Source organism: Nocardia sp. NPDC003963 (genome assembly GCF_053605105.1).
On record NZ_JBSGIP010000007.1, the window covers coordinates 1 to 12,640 of the forward strand.

The 12,640-nt window shown below is 67.7% G+C and carries 7 protein-coding genes and 1 tRNA gene; 2 read left to right on the forward strand and 6 right to left on the reverse strand.

Going from position 1 to position 12,640, the window contains the following annotated elements; all coding sequences use genetic code 11:
* From ACWEWT_RS15705 to ACWEWT_RS15730, 6 genes are all read right to left on the reverse strand, one after another.
* On the reverse strand, positions 1-2,864 hold a 2,864-nt coding region (locus tag ACWEWT_RS15705; protein ID WP_452559500.1), incomplete at its 3' end, for an NAD-glutamate dehydrogenase domain-containing protein.
* Between the two features lie 93 nt (positions 2,865-2,957).
* Positions 2,958-4,634 (reverse strand): energy-dependent translational throttle protein EttA, encoded by a 1,677-nt coding sequence (gene ettA, locus ACWEWT_RS15710; protein WP_452559502.1) that lies wholly within the window; start codon positions 4,632-4,634, stop codon positions 2,958-2,960.
* A 35-nt stretch (positions 4,635-4,669) separates the two neighbouring features.
* Positions 4,670-5,170 (reverse strand): single-stranded DNA-binding protein, encoded by a 501-nt coding sequence (locus ACWEWT_RS15715; protein WP_452559504.1) that lies wholly within the window; start codon positions 5,168-5,170, stop codon positions 4,670-4,672.
* 138 nt (positions 5,171-5,308) lie between these two features.
* Positions 5,309-8,077: an ATP-binding protein gene (locus tag ACWEWT_RS15720; RefSeq protein WP_452559506.1), complete on the reverse strand. Its 2,769-nt coding sequence runs from the start codon at positions 8,075-8,077 to the stop codon at positions 5,309-5,311.
* A 291-nt stretch (positions 8,078-8,368) separates the two neighbouring features.
* A complete protein-coding gene (locus ACWEWT_RS15725; protein ID WP_452559508.1) occupies positions 8,369-9,337 on the reverse strand; it encodes a threonine/serine dehydratase in 969 nt (322 codons plus the stop codon).
* A complete protein-coding gene (locus ACWEWT_RS15730) occupies positions 9,338-11,377 on the reverse strand; it encodes a cytochrome c oxidase assembly protein (protein WP_452559510.1) in 2,040 nt (679 codons plus the stop codon).
* A 135-nt stretch (positions 11,378-11,512) separates the two neighbouring features.
* On the opposite strand from ACWEWT_RS15730, the gene ACWEWT_RS15735 reads away from it, so the two are divergent.
* Both ACWEWT_RS15735 and cmrA read left to right on the forward strand, forming a co-directional pair.
* Positions 11,513-11,586 (forward strand) — tRNA-Arg (locus tag ACWEWT_RS15735).
* A gap of 227 nt (positions 11,587-11,813) precedes the next feature.
* Positions 11,814-12,617: a mycolate reductase gene (gene cmrA, locus ACWEWT_RS15740; RefSeq protein ID WP_452559511.1), complete on the forward strand. Its 804-nt coding sequence runs from the start codon at positions 11,814-11,816 to the stop codon at positions 12,615-12,617.
* The last annotated feature ends 23 nt before the right edge of the window (positions 12,618-12,640 follow it).

Genomic DNA, 12,640 nt, shown 5'->3' on the forward strand with positions numbered 1-12,640 from the left:
TCATTCGCGATATCCGAGAACGTCGCCGTCCCCTTATCCGCCGCCACCACCAGATACGTATCATCACCGTCCCGGCGCACCACCCGCTCCGGCGGCAGCACCTGCCCGCCGGCGAGATCGACATTATCGGTGATATCCAGCAGACCGGAGATGAAAGTGCGGTAGCACTCGATACCTTCCGACATGAGGGCCTGCCGGTCGGCGGCGGGATCACCGGATACGGCGGGCGGGCGTTTCACCACGAAACCACCCTTCGCACCCACCGGCACGATCACCGCGTTCTTCACCGCCTGCGCCTTCACCAGACCCAGGATCTCGGTTCGGAAATCCTCCAACCGATCCGACCACCGCAAACCACCACGCGCCACCGCACCGAACCGCAGATGCACACCCTCCACCCGCGGCGAATACACGAAGATCTCGTACTTCGGCCGCGGCTGCGGCAGTTCGGCGATCTCCTGCGGTTCCACCTTCACCGAGATGAAGTCGCGCGGCGCGCCGTCGGAATCGGTGACGTAGTAGTTGGTACGCAGGGTCGCGCGGATCAACCCGAGTACGGCCCGCAGGATCCGGTCCGCGTCCAGGCTCACCACCTGGTCGATACGTTCACGCAACCGCTCTTCGAGTTCGCCCGCCTGCTCGGTGGAATGACTGTCCGGATCGAATCGGGCGGTGAAGAGTTGCGCGAACAGTTTCGCCGTATCGGGATAGGTGTGCAGGACCCGTCCGATGTTGACCTGGCTGTACGGGAAGCCCGCCTGCTGCAGGTACTTCGCGTAGGTCCGCAATACGGCGACCGCGCGCCAGGACAGTCCGGCCCGCAGCACCAATTCGTTCAGGCCGTCGGCCTCGGCCCGGCCGTACCAGAGTGCGTCGAACGCCGCGGTGAAACGATCGCGCACCCGCTCGGCGGCCACGGCCCCGATCTTCGGTGTCGCTAGGGTATCCGGCGCCACTTCGAGCAGTTCGGCGTCGAGATCCTGATCGAGCGCGCCGCGCAGCAGTTCGTTGCTCGCCAGCAGGCCGAAATCGTAGATCCAGCGTTCCTCGGCCGCCGCGCCACCGTCGCGTTCGCGCCGGATCCGGTACGGCCGCTCGTCGAGCACCTCGACACCCAGGCTCTGCAGCACCGGCAGCACCTGGCTGAGCGAGATCCCGGAACCTCCGATGTACAGGGTGAAGCGCCAATATCCCGCGGGGGCACCGGCCACCCGGTACAGGTGCTGATCGATACTGCCCGGCCGCAACCGCTCCAGACGATCGATATCGGCGAGTGCGCGCCGCGCGCTGAAATCCTGTTTGTACCCCTCGGGAAACGCTTCGCAATAGCGCCGGACGACCTGCGGATCGAGCACGGTCGAGGCGTTCACCGCGTCGTTGAGGTGATCGTCCCAGGTGCGGCTCGCCTCCGCGAGCAGATTCTGGATCCGCACCCGTTCGGATTCGGAGATCTCCTCGGCCGAGGACACCCGCACCTCGGTGGTATCCGCGTCCGGCATCCGGATCGTGAAATACACGCTCGCGAGTTCGCTTTCGCTCACCCGGGCCGAATAGTCGATCGAAGCACCACCGAGTTCACGGACCAGGATGTCCTGCATCTCCAGACGGACGGCGGTGGTGTAGCGGTCCCGCGGCAGATACACCATGGCCGCGACGAACCGGCCGTACGGGTCGACCCGGAGGAACAACCGGACCTGCCGGCGCAGCCCGACATTGAGCACCGCCGTGGCCGTGCGGCGCAGCGTCGTGGCATCGGAGGAGAACAGCTCCGTACGCGGAAATCCCTGCATCACTTCGAGCATGGCCTGACCCGAGAACGAGTCCAGGTCGAAGCCGCTGCCCTTGATGGCGGCCCGAACCCGCTGTCCCACCACCGGGATATCGAGCACGTTCTCGTGCAGCGCGGTGACGGTGAAGACGCCGACGAACAGATGCTCGCCGCGGACCTCGCCCGAGCTGTCCAGATCGGCGACGCCGATGTAGTACGGGTACACCGCGCGCTGCATGGTGACCGGGATGAGCCCCTGGGTCATCCGCAGCAGTGGCCGGGCACCGGTCGTGACCGGCACCTGGAATCCGGTCGCCGTCCCCGGATGCAGCACTCCCAGCTCGGAATCCGGCACGGGCACGGGCACTTCCGCATCCGGTTCGCGACGATAGCGGGCGTAACCCAGCATCGTGAAATTATCGTCGGCCAGCCAGCGCAGCAACCGCGCGCAGTCGGCCGGTTCGATATCGGCATCCGCCGCGACCGCGGAATCACCCGCTCGTTCGAGCCGGGTCGCCACCTCGTCGAGGATGGTGTGGATTGCCCCGGTATCACTGCTCACCTGTCGCACATCCTTGATGACGTCCGGTACAGCGGCGGCGATCTCGTCGAGCAGCCGGGCGCTGGTCGCCGGGTGCAGTTGGAGATGGATCCAGGATTCGCGGCCCTCGGCGTTACCGTCGCGGCGCAGGCCGGCCTCGTGCAGGCGGGCCGCGGTGAGAGTACCGCCGGAATCCCGTTCGACCGAGAAGATGGGGTGGATGACTTCGCTGATGGTGGCGCCCATCCGGCCGAAGAGCGCGGTCACCGAATCGACCAGCATCGGCATATCGTCGGTGACGAGTTGTACCGCCGCACCCACACCCGAGCCGTCGTCCGGATGGTGGACGCGGACGAGGCCCTGACCCGGTTCGCGGGTCAGGGCCAGGGTCAAATGAGCCCGGAAGGTCAGTGTGGGTGCGGTGATCTCACAATCGGTGTCGTCGGTCTCGACGTGCCGGAAATATCCGTTCTCCAGATTGCCGAGATCGGCGCGTAGCGTGTCCGGCAGCTCGGCAGCCCATGCCTCGCTGGACAATTCGGACGAGACCGTCATTTCCCACTCCCTTGAATGCGGTTTTTCTCGGACACACCGACACCGATCCCGAGGGTAGACCCGAACCCGGGCAGCGGGAAAAGCCCCGCGGCGTTACCCGCGGGTCAGCTTGCGATGTGTCACTCGATGCGGCCGTGCGGCTTCCGGACCGAGGCGTTCGATCTTGTTGGCCTCGTAGGCTTCGAAGTTGCCCTCGAACCAGAACCATGCGGCCTCGTTGTCGGCGTCACCTTCCCAAGCGAGGATATGCGTACAGGTGCGGTCCAGGAACCACCTGTCATGGGAAATGACCACCGCACAGCCCGGGAACTGCTCCAATGCGTTCTCCAGTGACCCGAGGGTTTCCACATCGAGATCGTTGGTGGGCTCGTCGAGCAGGATCAGGTTGCCGCCCTGCTTCAGAGTGAGCGCCAGATTCAACCGGTTGCGCTCACCACCGGAGAGCACCCCGGCCGGCTTCTGCTGATCCGGGCCCTTGAACCCGAAGGCACTCACGTAGGCGCGAGAGGGCATCTCCTGCTGGCCGACCTCGATGTAATCGAGCCCGTCCGAAACCACCTGCCATACCGTCTTGCTCGGATCGATACCGGCCCGGGACTGGTCGACATAGCTCAGTTTGACGGTATCGCCGACCTTCACCGTGCCGCTGTCCGGTTCCTCCAGGCCCACGATGGTCTTGAAGAGGGTGGTCTTACCGACACCGTTCGGGCCGATCACACCGACGATGCCGTTACGCGGCAGGGTGAACGACAGATCCTTGATCAACTGGCGGTCGCCGAAACCCTTGTCCAGGTGCTCGACCTCGACCACGACGCTGCCCAATCGCGGGCCGGCGGGGATCTGGATCTCTTCGAAGTCCAACTTCCGCATCTTCTCGGCCTCGGCGGCCATCTCCTCGTAGCGGCCCAGACGCGCCTTGTTCTTCGCCTGGCGCGCCTTGGCACCCGAGCGCACCCAGGCCAGTTCGTCCTTGAGTCGCTTCTGCAGTTTCTGGTCCTTCTTGCCCTGAACCGCGAGGCGTTCCGCCTTCTTCTCCAGATAGGTGGAGTAGTTGCCCTCGTAGCCGATGGCCCGGCCGCGGTCGAGCTCGAGGATCCAGCCGGCCACGTTGTCGAGGAAGTACCGGTCGTGGGTGACCGCCAGGACGGCCCCCGGATACTGCGCGAGGAACTGTTCGAGCCAGAGCACACTCTCGGCATCGAGATGGTTGGTGGGCTCGTCGAGCAGGAGCAGATCGGGTTTGCTCAGCAGCAGTTTGCACAGGGCCACCCGGCGGCGCTCGCCACCGGACAGGTTGGTCACCGGTTCGTCCGGCGGCGGGCAACGCAGCGCGTCCATCGCCTGTTCGAGCTGGGAGTCCAGATCCCAGGCATCGGCGTGGTCGAGCTCCTCCTGCAGTTTGCCCATTTCGTCCATGAGCTCGTCGGAGTAGTCGGTGGCCATGAGTTCGGCGATCTCGTTGAACCGGTCGAGGGCGACCTTGATCTCGCCGAGGCCCTCCTCGACATTGCCGCGAACGGTCTTCTCCTCGTTCAGCGGCGGTTCCTGCTGCAGGATCCCCACGCTGGCGCCCGGCGCGAGAAAGGCCTCGCCGTTGTTCGGCTGGTCCAATCCGGCCATGATCTTCAAGACGCTGGATTTACCGGCGCCGTTCGGACCGACAACGCCGATCTTGGCGCCGGGAAGGAAGTTCAAGGTGACATCGTCGAGCACGACCTTGTCGCCGTGCGCCTTGCGAACCTTCTTCATTTGGTAGATGAACTCAGCCATAGCGATCACCCTATCCGTCAAACATCGGTGCGGTTTCACACGTCGGCGTTCACGGGCATATCGCCGTGCGCCGACCGCTCCACCATCGGATCGTCCTGTTCCCCCGCCACCCCGGTTTCGGCAGACGTAGCGTCCGGACCGGCGGATATATTCCCGGTCGTGACCGGTTCCCCGGCCCGCCGGCGCTCCACCCGAGCGGTGCAGCGGGTGAGGTCCGGCCCCAGGGTATGCGCCCGCATCTCCAGATCGCGTCGTTGCGCCCCGTCCCGGGTGCGGTACTCGTTGGAGCGGAGTTGCCCCTGCACGATCACCGGATCGCCCCGGTGGATCGATGCTTCCACGCCCGTCACGAGCCGCCGCCAGCAGCTGACGGTGAGGAACAGCATGCCATTGTCCACCCATTCACCGGTTTCACGATCCAGCCGCCGCGCGGTACTCGCCAACCGGAAACTCACCATCTTCTCGCCACTGGGCAGATCGCGTTTCACGGGCTCGGTCACCACGGTACCGACCACGGTCGCCACTGCTTCGTACATGTCCACCCCTCCGTTCGCCCGGCAGTTCCGCCGCACGTGTCCATCGTCATCCGCCGGGCGGCGGCGCGCCGGGAGCGCATCGAATCTGTGGACAACTCCGGCGCGACGGCGCACCTGTGGAAAGAGCTCCTACCGGATTCACCCGGTCACCGCGGGTCTGACCGCGGCGATCTCCCGCCGGGAGCGCACGCCGAGTTTGGCGAGAATGCTGGACACGTGTGATTGGACGGTTCGGCGCGACAGGAACATCTGAGCCGCGATATCGGCGTTCGAACAGCCGTCGGCCACCTGGGCGGCCACCGCGCGCTCGGTCTCGGTCAGCGACGCCCAGCCCGTTTTCGGACGGTTGCGCGGCCCGCGCACGCCCCGGCGGATTCCGTAGCGGCGGACCCGGGCCACCGCTCGGGCGGTATCCCACGACGCGCCCAGCCGGGTGTACAGCCCTACCGCGGTCTCCAGCGCGTCCCGCGCGGCGGCACCACGATCACCCGCGGCGAGTACGACCGCGACATCCTCATAGGCCTGCGCCTCGTAGAGCGGCCAGCCACAGCGCGCGAACTCGTGCGCGGCGGCGAAGATCGCGTCCGGGTCCTGCTCCGCCAGCCCGCGACACAACTGCGCGATGCCGGACCGGGACGCGGTCCACTGCTTCGACACCAGTTCCTCCGCCGCCGCCCGCGCCGCGCGCAGGGCCTCCTCGTCACCGGCGTCGAAGGCCAGCCGGGCGATATCGGGAAGTATGTAGTGCAGGGTCGAGGAACTCATACCGCCGGCCAGGTCCGCATAGGTCGCGAGCAACAGCCGCAATGCCGGTACCGGGTTCCCGCGAGTCTCGTGTACGAGGGCTGTGACCCACGGGTGCATGTACCCGTAGCCCGCGGTCCCCAGGCGATCGTCGGGGTCGAGTGTGCCGCCGGGCGGCGGCGCGCCGCGGTGGAGCCCGATCAGCGCCACGACACTGTCGGCGACCGGCGCGTAACCGAGCACATCGGGCACCTCCGCACAGGCTCGGCAGACTTCGATCGCCTCGTCCCAGCGGCCGCTCAGTAGCAACAGCCGCGCTTCGGCCAGGAGATTGGGCGCCAGATAGACCCCGCGCGTCCGGCGATTGTGGCCGATGGCGGTTTCCAGTGCCGCCCGGGCGTCGGCCGGCCGGTCGAGTTCGATGAGACAGTGCGCGTAGAGCACATAGGGATCGATCTGGTCCGATCCGGCCCCGTCCTGCAGGACCGCCAGCGATTCGGTACTGATCTCCAGCGCTTCATCGAGAAATCCCTGGGTGTATCGCACCGCACCGAGCGCCATCAGCCCGTATCCGGTCGCCAGTGCGTTGTCCGATCGGCGACCCAGGTCCACCGCACGACGACCTGCCTGTTCGGCCGCGGTGAACCGTTCCAGGAAGAAGTTGTCCAGCGCGCACAGCCCCAAGAGGCGGGCCGCGTCGGTGTCGCCGAGATCCAAAGTGCGCAGCGCGGTCTCGACGACTTCGACGGCCTCGGCCAACCTTCCCTGAGCGTGGCATACATGGGCGAGCAGCCAGCGCAAGCCCGGATCGTCGGCGTGCTCGGGCCGGTGCCGCAACGCGACCCGCAGCGTGGCCTCGGCCTGTTCGGCTTTGCCGTTCCACAGCAGTGCGCGGGTCCGCATCCGGATCAGAGCCGCGCGGGTCGCCGTATCGAGCCCGCCGGTATCGACTATCCGGGTCAGCAACCGCATCGCCAGTTCCGGGGCGCGCACGATCAGCGCGTCGGAAACCGAGAGCAGCCATTGCAGGCTCGCCGGGTCGAGGTCCCGCCCCCCGATCGTCAGATAGTAGGCAACGCGTTCGATCGGTGCGCCCGTCGTCTGCAGGACCAGCCCGGCGCGGCGCAACAGATCCGAACGCAGCGAGGCCGGTAAGCGGTCCGCCAGGACATGCCGGATGAGATCGTGCCGGAAGGCGAGTTCGGAATCGACCATAGCGAGCAGTCCGGCGTCGGTCGCCTCGCTGACGGCGCTCCAGACTTCCATGAGGTGACCGTCCAGGACAGCCGCCAGTTCCGCGACATCGACCTTCGGTCCGAGCGCGGCGGCCATGGGCAGCAGATCACGTGTCGGACGCGAAAGCGATTCGACGCGACGCCAGATCGCTTCCGACAGTGAGCCCGCCGGCCGGGCGGTGGCACCGGCGCTCGCACCGGCCGGGTCGAGCAGCGAGGTGGCGACCAGTTCCGTGATGTGCAGTGGATGACCGGACGCGCCGGCGATCTGGCGCAGCAGCGCCGCCGGTGGTGCCGAGCCCACCATCTCCCGGACCATGGTCGCCGTCGCCGCGTCGGGCAGTGCGCCGAGCCGGATGGTGGAAGCCGCGCGAGTGGACAACGTGGCCGCGAAGGCCGGGTCCGGGGGGAACGGACGGGCCGCGAGTACCAGCACCAGGGGCAACCGATCGGCGAGCGCGGACAACCGGTGCAGCACGGCCAGACTGGAGCGATCCGCCCAGTGGACGTCGTCGAGCAGCAGTGCGACCGGCTGGTCGGCACACCAGGCGGCGACCTGTTCGAGCAGTAGTTCGGCGAGGGCGAATTCGTGTGTGGCCGCGGCGTCTCCGGCCTGATCCGCACCGTCGAGCAGCATCCGGATCGGATCGGGCCCGGTGCCCGGCGGTACCTCTCCGGCGAGCCATCCCACCGTCGCCGCGAATGGCACATCCTGCTGGAGTTCGCTTGCCGAACTGGTGCGCACCTGCAGGCCGAGCTGTGAGAACCGTTGCGCCGCCACCCCGAGCAGCATCGTCTTGCCGATTCCGGCTTCACCTTCCACCAGCACCACGGCCCCAGCTCCCGCCATCGCGGTACGCCCGCACGAGACCAGGGCCGCAACCTCGGCGTCGCGACCGACGAACACTGTCGCGAGAGATTGCCGCACCCGCACGATTTTAGGCACCCGGCCCCCCGCCCGCAGGAGCGGGCGATACGGCTACGGTGTGATCTTCCTCCGGTTCACCGGCGGGAAACCGCCGCCGACCGATACTCCGGATTCCGGGTTGCCGAGGTGACAGCGCAGGCAGGTCCCCGAAACTGTCCGGCCCCGCCGGATCCGGTCACCGCTCCGGCGAGTCGATCCGCCGCACAGACGTGGTATCTGCCGCGACCCGGCCGACCGTCCGCCGGGGAGTTGCCCGCGAGGGCACCCTGGGCCACCGGGCGGATCGGCTCGTCAGAGCACCGGCAGTTCGGTATTCGCCCCACACAGCACCACCACCGGCCGCTCCCCCTCGCGCGGTACGTAGGCTCCGCTCAGAATCGCCGCCAGCGCCACCGCGCCCGACAGTTCCACGACGATCCGGAACTCGCGCCACAGATAGTCCCGGGCGTCGGTGATCACATCATCGGTCACCAACGTGGACCGCACGCCGTAGCGCCGGGCCACGTCGAGGGCGATCTCACCGATCCGCGATGCGCCCAGCGCGTCCGCCGTGATGCTGGAAACCTCCACATCCACCGGCTTCCCGGCGGCCAGCGCGGAGTTCAGGGTCGGAATCCCCTCGGGCTCGACGCCCACGATCTCGCGGCGCCGTCCGCCGGCCGCCGCGATCCCACCGATCAGTCCGCCGCCTCCGACGGCGACGAGGATCGGCGGCCGCCCGCGCACCTGCTCCTCGATCTCGAGTTCGATCACGCCGGCGCCGGCCACGACGGCCGGCAGATCGTAGGCGTGCAGTTGCAGTGCGCCTCGTTCGGCGGTGATCTCGCAGGCGTGATCGTAGGCTTCGGCATACGTGGTCCCGTGCCAGCGCACCTCGGCACCGTGCGACCACATGGCGGCGACCTTCGTATGCGGTGCCGATTCCGGGACGACCACTGTGCAGGTCTTGCCCATCCCGGCCGCGGCCAGCGCCGCCGCGATTCCCGCGTTCCCGCCCGAGGCGATCACGATATGTTCGGGACATACGCGTTCCGACAGCAGCGCGTTGTAACTGCCCCGCACCTTGAACGTGCCGCCGTGCTGCAGATACTCGAGCTTCAGAGTGACCGGAACGGGCCCCGAGGGCCCCGGTACCGCGGTATGGAAGACCGGAGTCTTGCGAATACGGCCGGTCAGGCGCCGCCGCGCCGCCCGCACATCCGAGCGGTAGATACGCCGGAGCGGTTGCACAGGTGTCAGCGGGATTTTCTGCTCGGTCATCTACCTACTTGCCCGATCTCGCTTGGCCAATTCGGCGAACATGGCGTTGTGCGCGGCGAGTTCCGCGTTGTCGTCGCGTTCCGCGGCGCGGTCGGTACGGCGAGCCAGCCGCGCGTCACTACGTGACCACTGGATCAGCAACGCCAGCATCACCACGACCAGGGGGATCTCACCGGTCGCCCACGCCAGGCTCCCGCCGGTCCGCTGATCGTCCAGCAGATCGATATGCCAGCCCAGGTCGAGACTGCGATAGAACCAACCGGCGAGCACCGTACTCGTCCCCATGAGCACGACACCGAAGAACGCGTGGAACGGCAGCGATCCGAACACCATGGCCAGTCTGGTGAGCGGCTCCACCCGGCGCGGTTTCGGATCGATCCCGATCACCACCCAGTAGAAGAGGTATCCGCTGAGCAGGAAGTGCAGGTTCATCAGCAGATGCGCGGTATGGGAATCGGCGTAGGTGTCGAAGATCCCACCCAGGTACAGGGCATAGAAACCGGCCACGAAGAGCACCGAGGCCACGATCGGATGGGTGAGGAAGCGAGAGACCGGGTTGTGCACGGCCGCGAGGATCCATTCCCGTGGGCCCGGAGCACCGTCGCGGCCGGCCGGTGGCAGGGCGCGGAGGGCGAGGGTCACCACACCCCCCAGGGCCAGCAGGATCGGTACGAGCATCGACAGCGCCATATGCGCGCCCATATGCACGCTGAACATGGCGGGCGCGTACCGGCCGACACCCGACGAGGTCGTGAACAGCAGGACCGCGCAACCGAGCAGCCACGCGGCGGTCCGGCCGATCGGCCAGACGTCACCACGTGCCCGCAGCCGCCGGACGCCCAGCAGGTACAGCACCGCCAGCACGATGGCGAGCGTGCCGAATATCAGATCGAATCGCCAGTCGAAGAGCAGTCGCGCCACGGTGGGCGGCCCGTCCAGGTTGTAGCCGAGCTCCACCTCCATCGGGGTGGGCACGCTGGTCGGGGCCGGTGGCGGGGTACGGCCGAGACCGGCGGCCAGGCCCATGGTCGCGGCGAAGACCAGCAGCTCCACACTCGCGAACCGGGCCAGCGCCCGTCGATCGTCCGGATCGGCGGCCAGTGCCGGAAGCGCCGCACGGCGCTGGAACCAGCCGAATACCCCGAGCACCACCAACGCGCCGGCCTTGGCCAGCACGAGCCGGCCGTAGGTGCTGGTGAACAGCTCGTCCAGCGGTACCCGTACCCAGGAGTTGGCCACGCCGCTGACCGCGAGTACCACGAACGACACCAAGGCCACCACGGAGAACCGCCGGGCAGCGAGGGCGGTATGAGTACCGTCGCGCAACGCGTGCACGAGCAATGCCACGAGCCCGCCGACCCAGACCGCCGCCGCTATCAGATGCAGGATCAGGCTGTTGGTGGCCACATCGTGGGCACCGCCGGACGCGGAATGCCCGGTCAGCGCCAGCGGCATCAGCACCGCGACCGAACCGGCGAACAACACCGGCGTCCAACCCCAGCGCAGCACGAGCCGGCACGCGATCGCCAGGACCAGCGCCGCGATAGCGGTCAGCCGCCAGGTGCCGGCCAGTTCGATCTCGTCGGCGACACCCCACAGGTCCTGTGGAGCGAGGATCGCGGTAACCGGCCGGCCGGTGTTGTCGGACACGGTCAGCGGTACGAGCAGCGCGGCGCATACCGCCCACGCCACCGCCAGCCCCGACGCCCGGCGCACCGCCCGATAGCCACCGACATCGAGGAGCCCGCCGCGCTGCGGGGGCGTCAGGAAAGCCGCGAACAGCAGGGACCCGACGGTGAACGCCGCGAACAGATCGGACAGCGCCCGGATCGCGGGCAGCCCGTAGGTGGTCAGCGCGCCGGGGTCCGGGATACCCAGCAAGCTCAGCGCCTGAGCAGCCGACAGGCCCACCACCAGCATCGACACCACCGCCGCGAGCGCTGCGGCGAGTACGGTCAGCACGGCCGGAACGACTGCCGAACCGCCGGGCCGACCGGCCTCGGTATCGGGTTCGGCGGCGGGGGCCTGGGCTGACGACATAAGTTCGAGAGTAGTTCGGTGGGCGCTGTCCGGCCCGGCGGGGCTGTTTCCGGGCAGGCCAAAACAAACGATCAGGTCGATCGCTACACTTTTCAGCTGGACAGCGCGGCCGTTGTCCGCCATGGTGGAACCACTGCCTCCGTAGCTCAGTTGGATAGAGCAAGGGCCTTCTAATCCCTAGGTCGCAGGTTCGATTCCTGCCGGGGGCGCTCCACCCACCCGACTGAGCTGTTCGGGCCAGTCGGAGTGGGTGTACCCCCTGGGACGAGCCCCAAACACATAATCCCGGTGCGGCGTACCTCCACATCCGTTCCGGCCGTGCGCATCCGCAGCGACCTCTCCACCCACAACACCCACCACCCCGAACCTCGGCCCACCTCGGCAATCGCTCCGGTTGGACGGGCCGGGGGCGGTGGCGCCATCTAGGGTGTCGGGAATGGGTTTGCCTTCGCCTACCGCCGACAGTCGCGCCGTGGTCACCGGAGCATCGTCCGGAATCGGAACCGCACTGGCCGCCGAACTGGCCCGGCGGGGTCATTCACTCATCCTCGTCGCCCGCCGGGGCGAGATCCTCGACGAACTGGCCGGCCGGCTGACCCGCGAGCACGGCATCACCGCCGAGGTCCGTGCCGTCGACCTCGCGGACCGGGAACAACGGGCACCGCTCACCGAAGAGCTGGCCGGACGCGATATCTCCGTCCTCTGCAACAACGCGGGTATCGCGACGTTCGGCCCCATCTCCGGCCTGGATCCGGCCTATGAACGCGATCAGCTGGAGCTGAACGCCGTAGCCGTCCACGATCTGACCCTGGCCGTCCTTCCGGCGATGCTGGCGCGGCGTGCCGGGGGCATCCTGGTCAGCGGATCCGCCGCCGGGAACATGCCCATACCGAACAACGCCACCTACGCGGCGAGCAAAGCGTTCGCCAATACGTTCGCCGAATCGCTGCGCGGTGAGCTGAAAGGGTCCGGCGTGCATATCACCTTGCTCGCCCCTGGACCCGTACGCACCGAAACGCCCGACCCGGCCGATGCCTCCCTGGTCGACCGGATGGTCCCGGACTTCCTGTGGGTGTCCTCCGAGTACACAGCCCGGATCTCGATCGACGCGCTCGCCCGGAACAAGATGCGCGTGGTACCGGGACTGATCGGCAAGGGTATGAGCACCGCGGGCAACTACGGCCCCCGGGCGGTGACGGCGCCGATCGCGGGCGCGTTCTACAAGAAGCTCGGCGGCTGATACCGCCTGTTCGGGTCACCTTT